Origin of the sequence: Pseudomonas sp. NPDC089392 (genome assembly GCF_044749595.1) — a bacterium.
Lineage (GTDB): Bacteria > Pseudomonadota > Gammaproteobacteria > Pseudomonadales > Pseudomonadaceae > Aquipseudomonas.
In genome coordinates, this window is record NZ_JBIVIF010000003.1 from 277,327 (window position 1) to 290,071 (window position 12,745).

The 12,745-nt window shown below is 58.0% G+C and carries 16 protein-coding genes and 2 pseudogenes; 10 read left to right on the plus strand and 8 right to left on the minus strand.

The genetic code is table 11. The features are described from left to right. Nucleotides 1-3 precede the first annotated feature (3 nt). The 5 genes from ACIP1G_RS04895 to ACIP1G_RS04915 are packed head-to-tail and all read left to right on the plus strand — an operon-like array spanning nt 4 to nt 4,562. Nucleotides 4-720 (plus strand): TIGR03759 family integrating conjugative element protein, encoded by a 717-nt coding sequence (locus ACIP1G_RS04895; RefSeq protein ID WP_400734369.1) that lies wholly within the window; start codon nt 4-6, stop codon nt 718-720. Next, a complete protein-coding gene (locus tag ACIP1G_RS04900) occupies nt 702-1,256 on the plus strand; it encodes a transglycosylase (protein WP_400734371.1) in 555 nt (184 codons plus the stop codon). Before ACIP1G_RS04895 ends, ACIP1G_RS04900 begins: the two co-directional genes overlap by 19 nt. Continuing rightward, nucleotides 1,253-1,672 (plus strand): integrating conjugative element protein, encoded by a 420-nt coding sequence (locus ACIP1G_RS04905; protein ID WP_400734373.1) that lies wholly within the window; start codon nt 1,253-1,255, stop codon nt 1,670-1,672. The genes ACIP1G_RS04900 and ACIP1G_RS04905 overlap by 4 nt, the downstream gene beginning before the upstream one ends. A 9-nt stretch (nt 1,673-1,681) precedes the next feature. Then, entirely contained in the window at nt 1,682-3,808 is a 2,127-nt protein-coding gene (gene traD / locus ACIP1G_RS04910; protein ID WP_400734375.1) for a type IV conjugative transfer system coupling protein TraD, read from the plus strand. A 25-nt stretch (nt 3,809-3,833) separates the two neighbouring features. Further along, the gene (locus ACIP1G_RS04915) at nt 3,834-4,562 is read left to right on the plus strand and encodes a TIGR03747 family integrating conjugative element membrane protein (RefSeq protein ID WP_400734377.1); all 729 of its coding nucleotides are present in this window, start codon (nt 3,834-3,836) and stop codon (nt 4,560-4,562) included. Here ACIP1G_RS04915 and ACIP1G_RS04920 read toward each other — a convergent pair. Then, nucleotides 4,494-4,925: a hypothetical protein gene (locus tag ACIP1G_RS04920; protein ID WP_400734379.1), complete on the minus strand. Its 432-nt coding sequence runs from the start codon at nt 4,923-4,925 to the stop codon at nt 4,494-4,496. The genes ACIP1G_RS04915 and ACIP1G_RS04920 overlap by 69 nt on opposite strands. A gap of 275 nt (nt 4,926-5,200) precedes the next feature. On the opposite strand from ACIP1G_RS04920, the pseudogene ACIP1G_RS04925 reads away from it, so the two are divergent. Beyond that, nucleotides 5,201-5,395 (plus strand): annotated as a pseudogene (locus ACIP1G_RS04925) (general stress protein); the annotation flags it as partial. Nucleotides 5,396-5,459: 64 nt separating this feature from the next. Here ACIP1G_RS04925 and ACIP1G_RS04930 read toward each other — a convergent pair. Both ACIP1G_RS04930 and ACIP1G_RS04935 read right to left on the minus strand, forming a co-directional pair. Next, the gene (locus tag ACIP1G_RS04930) at nt 5,460-5,672 is read right to left on the minus strand and encodes a hypothetical protein (RefSeq protein ID WP_400734381.1); all 213 of its coding nucleotides are present in this window, start codon (nt 5,670-5,672) and stop codon (nt 5,460-5,462) included. A gap of 79 nt (nt 5,673-5,751) precedes the next feature. Beyond that, the gene (locus ACIP1G_RS04935; RefSeq protein ID WP_400734382.1) at nt 5,752-6,012 is read right to left on the minus strand and encodes a hypothetical protein; all 261 of its coding nucleotides are present in this window, start codon (nt 6,010-6,012) and stop codon (nt 5,752-5,754) included. Between the two features lie 440 nt (nt 6,013-6,452). Here ACIP1G_RS04935 and ACIP1G_RS04940 point away from each other — a divergent pair, with 440 nt between their 5' ends. From ACIP1G_RS04940 to ACIP1G_RS04950, 3 genes are all read left to right on the plus strand, one after another. Beyond that, on the plus strand, nt 6,453-6,827 hold the full coding sequence (locus ACIP1G_RS04940) for a response regulator (protein WP_400734383.1): 375 nt from the start codon (nt 6,453-6,455) through the stop codon (nt 6,825-6,827). A 218-nt stretch (nt 6,828-7,045) separates the two neighbouring features. Continuing rightward, the gene (locus tag ACIP1G_RS04945; RefSeq protein ID WP_400734385.1) at nt 7,046-7,480 is read left to right on the plus strand and encodes a low affinity iron permease family protein; all 435 of its coding nucleotides are present in this window, start codon (nt 7,046-7,048) and stop codon (nt 7,478-7,480) included. Nucleotides 7,481-7,611: 131 nt separating this feature from the next. Beyond that, on the plus strand, nt 7,612-8,016 hold the full coding sequence (locus ACIP1G_RS04950; RefSeq protein ID WP_400734387.1) for a response regulator: 405 nt from the start codon (nt 7,612-7,614) through the stop codon (nt 8,014-8,016). Here the strand turns inward: ACIP1G_RS04950 and ACIP1G_RS04955 are convergent. Together ACIP1G_RS04955 and ACIP1G_RS04960 are read right to left on the minus strand one after the other, a co-directional pair. Next, nucleotides 7,982-8,362, minus strand: coding sequence for a response regulator (locus tag ACIP1G_RS04955; protein ID WP_400734389.1), 381 nt, complete (start codon nt 8,360-8,362; stop codon nt 7,982-7,984). The genes ACIP1G_RS04950 and ACIP1G_RS04955 overlap by 35 nt on opposite strands. A 130-nt stretch (nt 8,363-8,492) precedes the next feature. Continuing rightward, nucleotides 8,493-8,732 carry a DUF6555 family protein gene (locus tag ACIP1G_RS04960; RefSeq protein ID WP_400734520.1) on the minus strand — a complete coding sequence of 80 codons (240 nt, stop codon included), beginning with the start codon at nt 8,730-8,732 and terminating at the stop codon, nt 8,493-8,495. 253 nt (nt 8,733-8,985) lie between these two features. On the opposite strand from ACIP1G_RS04960, the gene ACIP1G_RS04965 reads away from it, so the two are divergent. Beyond that, nucleotides 8,986-10,107: a sensor histidine kinase gene (locus ACIP1G_RS04965; RefSeq protein WP_400734391.1), complete on the plus strand. Its 1,122-nt coding sequence runs from the start codon at nt 8,986-8,988 to the stop codon at nt 10,105-10,107. Here the strand turns inward: ACIP1G_RS04965 and ACIP1G_RS04970 are convergent. From ACIP1G_RS04970 to ACIP1G_RS04980, 3 genes and pseudogenes are all read right to left on the minus strand, one after another. Further along, a pseudogene (locus ACIP1G_RS04970) lies at nt 10,085-10,541 on the minus strand (DNA methylase). The gene ACIP1G_RS04965 and the pseudogene ACIP1G_RS04970 sit on opposite strands and share 23 nt — an antisense overlap. Then, nucleotides 10,538-10,762: a DUF2188 domain-containing protein gene (locus ACIP1G_RS04975; RefSeq protein ID WP_400734393.1), complete on the minus strand. Its 225-nt coding sequence runs from the start codon at nt 10,760-10,762 to the stop codon at nt 10,538-10,540. The pseudogene ACIP1G_RS04970 and the gene ACIP1G_RS04975 overlap by 4 nt, the downstream one beginning before the upstream one ends. A gap of 521 nt (nt 10,763-11,283) precedes the next feature. Next, on the minus strand, nt 11,284-12,720 hold the full coding sequence (locus tag ACIP1G_RS04980) for an IS1182 family transposase (protein ID WP_400734522.1): 1,437 nt from the start codon (nt 12,718-12,720) through the stop codon (nt 11,284-11,286). Nucleotides 12,721-12,745: the final 25 nt, after the last annotated feature.

Consider the following 12,745-nt stretch of genomic DNA (forward strand, 5'->3'; position numbering starts at 1 on the left):
AATGTGCCTAGGTATTTCGCTGTTGCGCTCATTTTGCTGCCGGCGTACCTGTTGGCCGACCAGGGCTTGCCCCCTAAGCGTGTCGACGCTGACGTGAAGCTCAGTGAGCAATCGCCGCTTGTGCGGCAGGCGTCTGCAGCAGACCAGGCTAAGGCCTGGGGCCTGACGGATGACGAATGGGCCACGTTTGAGCGCCTGCAGACCGGCCCTCGTCATTACTGGTCGCCGCAACTTGATCCGCTCACCACCCTGGGTGTCGAGGCCGACTCGGATCAGGAGCGGCAGCGCTACGCCGAGCTGCAGGTCCGCCTGGAAGCCAGGCGTGCCGAGCGCGAACTGGCCTACCAGAAAGCCTACTCCGCGGCCTGGGCGCGGCTGTTTCCGGGTCTTCAGCCCGTGCAGGGCATGAGCGACGATGCCGGCCCCTCGAGCAGCCGCCGCACGGCGCTGTTCGTGGAAGATCACTGCGCCGCCTGTGTGACCAGCCTCCAGCAATGGCTCAAGGCCGGTGCGCATCTGGATGTATACCTGGTCGGCAGCCAAGGCAACGATGCGCGACTGCGCCAATGGGCCAAGGGCGCAGGCATCACCGCCGGCCAGGTCAACGGCGGCCAGATCACGTTGAACCATGACCGCGGCCGCTGGTTTACCTTGGGCGCCAGCCGGCCCTTGCCAGCCCGCTATCAGCAGGTGGATGGAAAATGGCAGCGCGTCGACTGATCCTCGCCCTGACGATGGTCGGCACCACCGCCGCTCACGCAGGTGTTTTGCCCCCGCCGGCGTATCAATTGGCGGCCGCGCGCGCTGGTATCCCCGCCTCGGTGCTGTTCGCCATTGCCCTGCAGGAAAGTGGCACACCGCTGCGCGGGCAGCTCATGCCCTGGCCGTGGACCCTGAATGTCGCGGGGTCACCGCTGCGGTTTGCCCGACGCGACGAAGCGTGTGTTGCGCTGAGGGAGGCCCTCAGCCATCACGATCCCAAGCGCATTGATGTCGGGCTGGGACAAACCAACCTGGGATATCACCCAGACCGCTACCCCAGGCCCTGCGATGCCCTCGATCCCCGCACCAACCTCGCCGTCACCGCCGAACTGTTGCGCGCGCACTATGCCGACACCGGTGACTGGGTTGTCGCCGCCGGCCGCTATCACCGGCCTGCCGGCGGTGATCCTGCGGCGCGCTATCACCGTCAGTTCAGCCGTCACTGGCAACGCGTCCAATCCGTCGCGACGGCACCCGGACGGACGCAGCCATGAGCTGTTTGCGCTTGGTGGCCCTGGCCCTCTGTCTGGGGCTGTCGCTTGCCGTGGGCGCTGAGTCCAGCAGTCCACCCGACCCCACCACACTGAATTGGGTCCTACCGGTGCGCAGCGCTCGCCTCTCGCCAGGCGCCTTGCCACCGAGGGCGTTGAGCCTGCCAGGCATGACGCCGCTGTTCCTGGTTGGTCAGGACACCGCTTCCCTGGATTGGCTGTCGCGGCACGCCCAGGCGTTACAAGACTTGGGTGCCAACGGGTTGGCGGTCGAGGTCGACGACGCGCAGGCGCTGCGCCGCATTCAGACGGCAGCGCCCGGACTGAACATCTGGCCGGTAAGTGGTGACGACATCGCCGAGCGGTTGGAGCTGGAGCACTACCCGGTGCTGATCACGCCGACCGGTCTGGAACAGTGAGGGCACTCCATGAGCGGGCATGCGATGGAATCCCTGCTGCGCCCAGCGGTGGAACTGTACACCGTGGGTATCTGCGCCGGCGCCGGTGCCCTGTGCCTGCATTCGCCCTGGGCCGTGGCCCTGTCGCCCGAGGTAGGGACAGGTATGGCGCTGGCCTACACCGCGTTCGGCTTGAAGCGGCTCAACGAGGCGCGGATCGTCCTGCGCTATCGGCGTAATATCCGCCGCCTGCCGCGCTATTCGCTGACCAGCCGGCAGATTCCGGTGAGCGGCAAGCGCCTGTTCATGGGCCGCGGCTTCCGCTGGACGCGCCTGCACACACAGCGCCTGCTCGAAGCCCAGGACCCGGCGCTGGCCCATTATGTCAACCAGTCGGCTGCCCACCAGTGGGCGCGACGGATGGAGCAGCTGCTGGAGAAGGCTCCGCCGGGGCTGTCGCTGCTGCCTCGCCTGACTGCCTGGGACAGTCCTTTCAACCCGGTGCGTCCGTTACCGCCGGTGGGCGGATCGCCATTACTGCACGGCGTCGAACCGAAGGAACAGGAAGCTAGCCTGCCGCTGGGCGAACGGGTCGGGCATACCCTGGTGCTGGGCACCACACGGGTGGGCAAGACGCGCCTGGCCGAGGTGTATGTCACCCAAGACATCCATCGACCGAGCCGGGAAGTGGTCATCGTCTTCGACCCCAAGGGCGATGCCGACTTGCTCAAGCGCATGTACGTCGAGGCCCGTCGCGCCGGCCGTGAGCACGAGTTCTATGTGTTTCACCTGGGCTGGCCGGAAATCTCTGCACGCTACAACGCCATTGGCCGCTTCGGCCGCATTTCGGAGGTGGCCACCCGGATCGCCGGCCAGTTGAGTGGTGAAGGCAACTCGGCGGCCTTCCGCGAGTTCGCCTGGCGCTTCGTCAACATCATTGCCCGAGCGCTGATCGAGCTCGGCCAGCGCCCGGACTACCTGCAGATCCAGCGCCATGTGGTGAACATCGACGCGCTGTTCATTGAGTACGCCCAGCACTTTTTCGCCCGCCATGATCCGCAGGCCTGGGAAGCGATCGTGCAGATCGAGGGCCGCTTGAACGAGAAGAACATCCCGCGGCACATGGTGGGCCGGGAAAAACGCGTCGTTGCCATCGAGCAGTACCTGACCGCCAAGCGAATTTTCGACCCTGTCATGGACGGCCTGCGTTCGGCCGTGCGCTACGACCGAACCTACTTCGACAAGATCGTGGCCTCCCTTCTACCACTGCTGGAAAAGCTCACCAGCGGCAAGACCGCACAACTGCTGGCGCCAAACTATTCCGACTTGAACGACCCGCGGCCGATCTTCGACTGGCTACAGGTTATCCGCAAACGCGGCATCGTCTACGTTGGGCTGGATGCGCTGTCGGATGCCGAAGTGGCCGCAGCGGTTGGCAACTCGATGTTCGCCGACCTGGTCTCCGTTGCCGGCCACATCTACAAGCATGGCATCGATCACGGCCTGCCCGGTTCCTCCAGCGCCGCGGACAAGGTGCCAATCAACCTGCACGCCGACGAGTTCAACGAACTGATGGGAGATGAATTCATCCCGCTGATCAACAAGGGCGGCGGTGCCGGTATCCAGGTCACGGCCTACACCCAGACCTTGAGCGACATCGAGGCACGTATCGGCAGCCGGGCCAAGGCCGGCCAAGTCATCGGCAACTTCAACACTTTGCAGATGCTGCGCGTGCGAGAAACCGCGACGGCCGAACTGCTGACCAAGCAGTTGCCCAAGGTCAACGTGCAGACACGCACGCTCGTCTCCGGTGCGACGGACACCGCCGATCCTGATGCCCATACCGACTTCACCTCGTCATCGCAGGATCGCGTCACCACCACTGCGGTACCGCTGATCGAACCGGCGCACATTATCGCCTTGCCCAAAGGGCAGATGTTCTCGTTCCAGGAAGGCGGCCAGCTGTGGAAGGTGCGCATGCCACTGCCGAAGCCAGCCAGCGACGATGCGATGCCTGCGGATTTGCAGGCCCTTGCTGCGCGCATGCGCGAATCGTACAACGCCAACGCGGGGAGCTGGGGGAGTAGCGCGGGAGGTGCGCCCACGGCCGACTTCGATCCCGAGATGCCTCTACCAGGGCGCAGGCACGCGCCGTAAGCGAGCGAGTACTGCGGAGCCATCTATGCCGACCCCTCCAGTGAGCCAACCTCCTGCGCGAAAACGTCCGGGGCTGATCTTCGGCACGCTTGAGCTTTGTCTACGACTGCTCGGTTTGCTGTTCGCTTCGCTGATCTTCTCCGTGCTGCTGGAGTTCATGGGCATGCTGTGGTTCTGGCCCGACCAGGGCTGGCATCACAGCCATGCCATGTGGCTCAGTGAACTGGGATGGCTCAGCGATCACTTCAAAAACTCGCTGCTCGTGGAGGAGCCCGCGCAAGCCACCGCTAAAGTACTTCAGCACCTGAACGAATGGGTCGTGGTCCGCTCCGGCTGGGCGCAATTTGACACCCATTTGAAGCTCCTGAGTCATGAAGTGTCGATGCAAGGCCAGTTTGCTCAGGCCTATGTCGTGTTGCAGGATTACCTACTGGCCGCCCTATTCACTGTATTCACTTTCGTAGTGCGCCTCGCCGTCCTCACCCTAGCCACACCACTATTCCTGCTCGCCGTCATCACCGGCGCTGTCGATGGCTTGATGCGCCGAGACCTTCGCAAATTCAGCGCCGATCGCGAGAGCAGCTTTGTCTACCACCGAGCGAAACGGACATTGTTGCCATTGATGGCAAGCCCTTGGGTGATCTACCTCTCCCTTCCCACCTCAGTGAATCCCATTTGGGTGCTATTACCATGCGCGGCGTTGCTGGCGTGGATGGTGGCAATCACGGCAAAAACCTTCAAAAAATACCTTTGACTGTCCGATAACGACCCATTGCAGACCTTCGAAAATCGCTGTTTCTACGATAGGCCAGCTCGTGTGAGGGGAACCGGTCAAGATGATGCTTGGATGCTTCCGGTTGTATTTTTCCAAGCCTGGGACGGTCGCATCGCCCTCCTCCACGTCGTCCCTTCCGATAAGCGTCTGAACCAGCTCATCGAGGGAAACTCCTTGCTTGCTGGCTTCAGCCGTGAGGGTCTGGACTACCATGGTGTCACGCTGGGCCGACAGCGGCTCGCCAGCCTCCAGCGCTTCCGCTTCACTCAAGCCTCGGACTTGGGCAAGCGCGTCCGGGTGTTCCGTCGCGAAGATCATGAATGCCAGGACCGTGTCGTCCATTACCCGAATCCTCTCTGAGACCATGTCCAAATTCGAGGAGGCGAAAAGAACTTCAGTTCAGCGTGAGAGCCGAATGGGCAAGGTCTCGAGCTGTTCTACTGGGATGCTAAGAGTTGGCCCGCCACAGTCCGTGAAGCAGCTTTCTTAGCGCAACCCGTCGGGCAAAGCGAGATTCAAGTGTGCGAAACAGGGGCTTTCACCCCTCCGAATTGAACACAGACTTTCCTGTGTGACACATGAGGTGAAAGATCATAGCTAACAATCAAGGTAATCGCGGCAATCAAGGCGGCACCGCACAGAACAACCCAGGCAATTTTGCCAACGACCGCGAGAAAGCGTCCGAAGCCGGGCGCAAGGGCGGACAATCCTCGGGCGGCAACTTCGCCAATGACCGTGAGCGAGCCTCTGAGGCTGGCCGCAAAGGTGGACAAAACAGCCATGGCGGTGGCCGCAACAGCGAAACCCGCTAAGCCTGAATGAGCTCTGCCGGGGTGAGCATCACCCTGGCATCTCGTGGGCTGACGAGCACAGCATTTAAAGCGAAATAGGCAGCAGCGGCTTGCCTCTTGCTCGAAGACGCACACCGAAGATGATCAGCAGAGCTGACAACGCCATCATGAAAAAGCTTCCCACCATGAAGTCGCCTGCGTCAGCACTAAACCCCATCAGTTGAAATGTCAGCAATGCCAGCGTACCGACGAGCCCTGCGATGCCAAGCGCCGTAAGAAACCAACCAAGTCTACGCATTTTGTTTTCCTGCCAGATGACGGGATCTAGGTAATTACGGTAAAGGACGTATTTCGACACAAGCTCAGTCCAGGCTGAATCACCATCCGAGGCGCTCGGCACAAAACTGCCGGTATGCGGTATAGATCTGCCCGGGCACCTTGTTCAGGTAATCCCTGGCGTGAGCCTGAGTGGTCTCATCTAGGGACATCAGGTATTCAGCGGCTTCAGGTGCCATGGGAATTCGATTCTCGATATTTTGATATCGGGGTGGCAGCGCCGTCCACACCAGGGCATCAAGTCGATGGGTCAATGCCCAGCTATTCAGAGCATCGCCATCTTCAACCTCATGCACCATCAAGACGCCGACCCCATCTGTGCGTTCTGGAGGAATGCCTTCCCGACTGGCCAGGTCATCATAGGCCTGCTGAAGAGAGGTCGTTATGAGGGGCGCCCACAGAACATCGACCGTAGCGGCGCCAAGGCATATCGCTGTCGCCAGTTCCCCCCCATCAGCGACCCTCGAAAACTCTATTGGGAGTACTGGGCCGTCCGCTTGCCAGTCCCCCGCCAAGCGAAGCTCCCCAGGTTTCCAAATCAGTGATCCCCATCCCAAGCAACCGATCCTCACACTCGCTCCTTGGCAGCCTTGTGGCTACGAATGACCTACAGCGAGGACAGCGGCGCCGGAACTTCGACTCAATCGAGATCTGTTAGCGAGGCTGGTCACCATTGGTCAGAAGCAAGCAACGCTGTTTTCTGTCGATCCACTAATGAGTACAACAACAAGGATCGAGCTCTATGTCACAGAAGGTTTTGTTGGTTGAAGACGATGACATCCTGCGCTGGCTGATGGCCGACGCCGTGACACACTTCGGCTACCAGGTCGTCGAATGCAGCAACGCCGACGATGCCCTTCGTAGGTTCAACGCCGAGCCGTTTGCTCTCGTCATTACGGACGTGAATATGCCAGGCACCACTGATGGGCTCGGGCTCGCCAAAACTCTCTGGTCAACCAACCGCGACCTTGCCGTCATCATCATCTCTGGGCGCACCGTTTTACCTCCAGGCTCCCTCCCTGTTAATGCCAGGTTCATCACCAAGCCGTGCACCCTTGATGTGCTCGGTGACACCATCAGCGAACTACTCGCCAATGACCATCCGAAGCACCCGTAGCGCTCGGGAAGAGGCCCAGTTTCTGAGGGGCTGGCACGAGACATTCGAGGTCATATCGCCAGGACGTAACATGCTGGCTCGCGCCACCAAGATTGCATCCAATAGCTCGATCTGGACAACGCGTGGCTGTTCGTCAGACCCAGCAAATGTAAAAAAAGATTTCTGAGCAGCTGGAGGGTCAACCAAATAAGTCGAATGCGTTCAGAAGGAAAAGCATCATGAAATTTGCGCAGTTCTGCCAATGGCTGTCCAACCATGCTGGCAGGCCAAGTACCTTTCTCATCGCCATCGTACTGATTGGAATGTGGGCAGCCTCGGGGCCATGGTTTCACTATAACGATACATGGCAGCTCATCATCAACACCTCCACAACGATCATCACCTTCCTGATGGTTTTTCTCATCCAGAACACCCAGAACCGGGACAACGACATCATCCACGTGAAGCTGGACGAGCTCATCCGAGCGACGAAATCAGCCGAGCGCTCCGTGCTTGACCTTGAAGCGATGGACAGTAAGCAATTGCGTGCGCTGCGTAAGGAGTACCGTGCAATGGGTGAGCACTGTGGCCCGGAAAAGCCACTTGAAGCGGACGATGTCGACACAAATACAAAGGGGACATCAGAGGATAGCGTGCCGCGAGATGCTGGTTAGTTTTTCTGATATCAAAGGTGAATTTTCTCGAGCGCAGCAATGTCAGAATGACATTGCACGTCAAGCTACCCCCTTGGGCAGATCAGGGACGTATCGATTCTTTCGACGTGCGCTAGATTGCGAGCACCAAGATGAATGAGCCACGACACCACGCTGCAACACCCTCCGTACTGCTTGTCGAAGACGAACCCTCGCTGCGCGAGCTGATTACCCTACTGCTCGAAGACTTGGGGGCAACAGTGACCGCGCTCACCAGTGCCGACGAAGGAATTGCTGCGCTGAAGCTCAAACCTTGGGCATTAGTGATTACGGATGTCCGGACACCCGGCGTTTCAACCGGTCTGCAACTGGCCGGGATTGCACGTAGAGACCTGCCCGTTACCGGCATCATTGTCACTAGCGGGTATCACCCGGAGATTAACGAAGCGCTGCCCCACGGCATCCGCTTTCTGCCAAAGCCCTGGGCCTTGGAGGTGTTCATTGAATTGGTTCGTCCTTACCTCATCCCCCAGGTTGATCAGCGCCCAGCGGCGTGATGACCGAGTCCCTTGCCATTGCTTGGCCAATCGCGGACAGCAGCTCCTCAACCGACCACGGCTTGAATAGGAATGTCACAGGAGGCGCATCACCGGTGGGCTGAAAGTGATACCCAGAGGTGAGAATGGTGGGAATATGAGGCCATTTTTCAGCGACCATCTGCAAAAATTCCAAGCCCTTGAGCGCTCCAGGAACGCCGTGATCGGCAATCACCAATGAACAAGCGCCGTGATTTTCAAGAAGGCCAATCAGCGCATCCTCGGCGTTGCCAAAACTTGCTACACAGGCGCCCAGCTCCGTGAGAATCTGAGCCAGCACCATATTGAGGGTTTCGTCGTCTTCCACGATCAGCACATGGTGCCCGCTTAACGATAGTCCGTCAGCTTCTAGCCTCATTTGAACCACCGCCATGAGAATACTGAGCCTACCGCGATCAGCGGAGCGGTTCGTTCAAGGCCGTTCTCCGTTTCGACATTCATGCCGAGACGCTGCTTGAGAGTCTCCAACGAACGTCGGAAAGACCGTAACGCTCCGCCATGGGACGGCTTACCTTGCGGATGTTTTGCTGTCCGAACCTTGGGATCACTCCAATCCCCGCGTCACAGCTCGCCCAATGCCAGGCCTCCACGTTGGACATATTTTCCAAGCGGATGACGAATTGCTTTGACTCCCCACGAAGTTGGTAGTCAATGACGTATAGATTAAGTGAAGGCATATGGTTCAGGCTCCTATCGATAAGATATGGAGCAGTCGTAACCACATTAAATTCAAAGAGTTTCACGACTAAAACTTGTACAAAAACAAAAATATGTACAGCATTTTTGGCGACAGACGTAGCTCACTCCTACGGTGAAAAGAGTAGGCTTGAGGTTCCGATCTGGCCGTTGTCGCACGGGGCGGAGCATTGGCTTACCGGCTATAGTTCACGGCTGACCTGAGATGGCAGTAGCCAAAAAAAGAGGTAGACGATGCGACTCCCCGACTTCATCGAAGCGAATCTTGAACCGATCCTCCAAGCGTGGGAGCGCTTTGCCAGAGACATAGATGTCCCTAGGCAGGATCTGGCATCGAGTGCGCTTAGGAACCATGCAGAGCAGATCCTCAAGGCTGCCGCCCTGGATATGCGTACTCCGCAGACAGAGCGTCAGCAAATTATGAAGTCACAAGGCCTGGCGCCACAGAGTGTCCAGGAAACTGCAGCGCAAAGGCACGCCGTCCTCAGGCTCATGGACGGGATCAGTATGGATCAGATGGTGTCGGAATACCGCGCCCTGCGATCCAGCGTGCTACGACTGTGGCTGGCTGAGGAAGCGATGAGCTCACCTACGCAAATCGAGGACATGGTGCGTTTTAACGAGGCCATCGACCAGGCGCTGGTTGAGTCAATCAGCGCCTACGGGCAAGCTGTCGAAACAACCCGAAAAATGGTTTTGGGCGTGCTTGGACACGATTTGCGAGCCCCCCTCACCGCGATGCTGATGGGCGCTGACTTACTGAGAAAAAGCCAAACGCTCTCGGATCGAGAAAAAGACATCGCTGCTCAGGTTGGGGTCAGCGCCCGCCGAGCGAATCGTATGGTCAACGATTTGGTCGACCTCGCACGATGCAACCTTGGCACCGGTATTCCGGTTGTCAAAAGCCCCACCGAGCTGAATTTGATCTGCCGCACGACAATCAAGGAGCTGAGTGCTGGGGAGCCAAACGCGACGATCAATTTCAAGGATACCGATCCGGTCGTGGGTGGTTTTGATCCGGAGCGAATGGCTCAGGTATTTACCAACCTGATTGGTAATGCAGTCAGGCATGGTGACCTGCAACAGCCAATCCAGGTCGTCCTCAAAGGCAGCCACAACACAATGACCTTCGAAGTCAGAAACGCCGGTGAGCCCATCTCTCCAGCCGCTATGCCATCCTTGTTTGATCCTGGTCGTCGATACTCTGGTTATACCGAGACGGGTAGCAAAGCTTCCCACGGCCTGGGGTTAGGCCTTTTCATCGCAGCTGAAATCGTCGCCAGTCATGGAGGGAAAATCGACGTGTCGTCCACGAAAGAAAACGGCACCTGCTTCAGCGTGACGATCCCGCTGTAGAGCGCTGCTCAAGGACGGCTGCTGCCTCACGCATGAAAATCTCTAGGGTCTTTGGGCCCACCCCCTGGAAATTCAAAAGCCAAGCTTGAAAAGTAGAGAAGTCCTTTCGGTTTTTTTCCAACGTTTTCAACTGAATATCGATTTCGCCAGAAACCCCAGCGCCCAAAGCATGAAGCCGCTTCGCCGTGGATTCGTCGTACCGTGCATAACGTGCCTGGCCCAAGAACCTCACGATATCTCGATGGGAGCAGCCAGCTAAATTTTTCAGGCGTATCCAACCCATTCCGATCAACGAGATTCCGATAGGCCTCGATTGCGACAGAAGATCTAATCCTCTTCCCAATGAGAAAGCTTGCGAGCAGCCACTTATACAATCCGTGGCCGCTCGGATCTCGGACATCAATACCGAGGTCAGCTGCGGTGACAGGAATCACCCCTTCGAACGCTTTGGGTCGGCGGAACGCGGGTAAGTGCGCTCTTCCTCGATGGTACCGTCAGCCTTGTGGATTTTCACCGAGGCTGTTTTGCCCTTAAAGAAATTGGACAGCGAACCCACCAGCTCCTGCTTCGTGGCAGCTCGCTTGGCGGCTCGTTCCGCATCGGCTTTCTTGAGCTCCCAGCCATCAGCGGTTGGGCTGAGGTGGTAGTTGTCCATTGCCTTTCTCCTCGTACGTAAATGAATTGACCGTTGTCTTAAATGTCTTCGACGGCCTCTGCTGCGTCCGTTGCATCGGCGCCATTCCAAGGCTGCGAGGTCGGTTTTTCCGGGTCGTGAATGCGCGGCTCGCCGCTGGCGCCTTGATCTTCAAATCCTTCGGTTTTTAGCTCCAAATCATCTTGATTAGATAGCGGTCTCGTCTGTATGTTCAGTTGAATCTTGTACGTTCATGGCCGAAACCGAGATCCAGCGATACGCTCATCGATTGACGATTAGAATCGCACCGCCGTCTAACTCGACAAGCATCCGATCATACCTACCTGAGAAAATCCGCTATGGGTCCAGGCTGTGTGAAAACGCCAGTAAGTACGTCGAGTAGCGAAAGAAGCTGGGTCCCCCTGTAAATTCAGCAGATCAAAGTGCAGATCTACCTCAGTCGGGCACCAGGCGCAACCTGTGATATCTGGGCCGCGGCAGCGGCCCAGATATCCGTATACAGACGCATAGAACGCTTGGACTCATGTCCTGATTGCTTCAATCAGCCCAGCGATGCCGAAGATGCTCATCATTCGTTTGAGATTGTAAGCAAGCACGTGAAGGCTCATCTCGGTGCTTACCCTCGGTAGGGTTTTGGTCAGGAAGTGAGTGCTTCCCATCCAGTATTTGAGCGTTCCAAAGGGATGCTCCACCGTCTGCCGGCGAACTTTCATCTCTCCTGGGTCATGCTCCAATCGGATCTGCACGGCTTCGACTACCGTTTCATGCTCCCAGCGCTTCAACCGGCGTTCCTTACCCGTCGTACACTGCTTCTGCATGGAGCAACATTGGCAGCCAGAGAACCAGTAGGAGTGCAGCAACATGCCGTCTTCCACCGAAGAATGCCTGCGGGTCAGTAGTTGATCCGCAGGGCATCGGTATTCATCCGATGCAGCGATGTAGATGAAGTCCTGCTTGCCGAATCTGCCTTCCGCTTTGCTGCTTGATGTCAGCGGTTTCGGGACAAAAGTGGTGATCCCGGCCTGCTCGCAAGCAAGGATCTCCGGACCTTTGTAATAGCCTCGGTCGGCGACCACTGTCAGCGACTCAGCACCGATCTCTTCGCGTGCCTGGTTCGCCATATTGCTCAGCTGCGTTCGGTCATTGCCAACATTAGTGACTTCATGAGCAATGATCAGATGGTGTTTGTCGTCGACTGCTGTTTGTACGTTGTAGCCAACCGTACCAGTACCTCGGCCACTCGTGGCCATTGAGCGTGCATCAGGATCGGTAAGAGAGATTTGCTGATCTTGGCTGGCGTGAAGCTGCGCTTCAATGTCCTTGAGCTTCGTCATCTGCTGTTTCAGCTTTTGTATTTTTTCGCTCAGCCGTTCCGCCTTGGCCTCGGCGACCTCGGGCGCTGCCCGATCCGCCGAATCCATCGCCGCAAGATAGCGGTCAATGCTCTGCTCGATCTGCTGCATGCGCGCTTTGATCTTGCCCTGGGTAAAGTTGCGGTCGCGGTTATTTACGGCTTTGAATTTGCTGCCGTCGATGGCAATGATCGACTGGGAGAAAAGATTGAGGTTGCGGCAAAGCACTACGAATTGCCGGCTGACGCTGCGAATGGCTTTGCCGTTGTCTCGCCGAAAGTCGGCAATCGTTTTGAAGTCAGGAGCCAACCGGCCTGTTAACCACATCAGCTCGACATTGCGCTCTGCCTCGCGCTCAAGCCGGCGGCTGGACTGAATCCGGTTGAGATAGCCGTAGATGTAGAATTTCAGCAGCACTGCTGGATGGTACGCCGGACGACCCGTTGCCGCAGGATCGACACCCTCGAAACCGAGTGTTCCAAGGTCAAGTTCATCGACAAAAACATCGACTACCCGAACTGGATTTTCTTCGGTGATGTAGTCGTCCAGGCACTCCGGCAGCAACGTGACCTGCGTCCGAGACTCACCTTCAATGAATCGCTTCATGATCGTCCCCGCCACGATCTCGACG

Excerpts from the sequence above, each read along its gene's own strand:
- traD (WP_400734375.1), top strand. The coding sequence starts at position 1,682 with ATGAGCGGGCATGCGATGGAATCCCTGCTGCGCCCAGCGGTGGAACTG.
- ACIP1G_RS04930 (WP_400734381.1), bottom strand. The coding sequence starts at position 5,672 with ATGCGTAGACTTGGTTGGTTTCTTACGGCGCTTGGCATCGCAGGGCTC.
- ACIP1G_RS04965 (WP_400734391.1), top strand. The coding sequence starts at position 8,986 with ATGCGACTCCCCGACTTCATCGAAGCGAATCTTGAACCGATCCTCCAA.
- ACIP1G_RS04920 (WP_400734379.1), bottom strand. The coding sequence starts at position 4,925 with ATGGACGACACGGTCCTGGCATTCATGATCTTCGCGACGGAACACCCG.
- ACIP1G_RS04960 (WP_400734520.1), bottom strand. The coding sequence starts at position 8,732 with ATGCCTTCACTTAATCTATACGTCATTGACTACCAACTTCGTGGGGAG.
- ACIP1G_RS04975 (WP_400734393.1), bottom strand. The coding sequence starts at position 10,762 with ATGGACAACTACCACCTCAGCCCAACCGCTGATGGCTGGGAGCTCAAG.
- ACIP1G_RS04905 (WP_400734373.1), top strand. The coding sequence starts at position 1,253 with ATGAGCTGTTTGCGCTTGGTGGCCCTGGCCCTCTGTCTGGGGCTGTCG.
- ACIP1G_RS04945 (WP_400734385.1), top strand. The coding sequence starts at position 7,046 with ATGAAATTTGCGCAGTTCTGCCAATGGCTGTCCAACCATGCTGGCAGG.
- ACIP1G_RS04900 (WP_400734371.1), top strand. The coding sequence starts at position 702 with ATGGCAGCGCGTCGACTGATCCTCGCCCTGACGATGGTCGGCACCACC.
- ACIP1G_RS04980 (WP_400734522.1), bottom strand. The coding sequence starts at position 12,720 with ATGAAGCGATTCATTGAAGGTGAGTCTCGGACGCAGGTCACGTTGCTG.
- ACIP1G_RS04915 (WP_400734377.1), top strand. The coding sequence starts at position 3,834 with ATGCCGACCCCTCCAGTGAGCCAACCTCCTGCGCGAAAACGTCCGGGG.
- ACIP1G_RS04950 (WP_400734387.1), top strand. The coding sequence starts at position 7,612 with ATGAATGAGCCACGACACCACGCTGCAACACCCTCCGTACTGCTTGTC.
- ACIP1G_RS04940 (WP_400734383.1), top strand. The coding sequence starts at position 6,453 with ATGTCACAGAAGGTTTTGTTGGTTGAAGACGATGACATCCTGCGCTGG.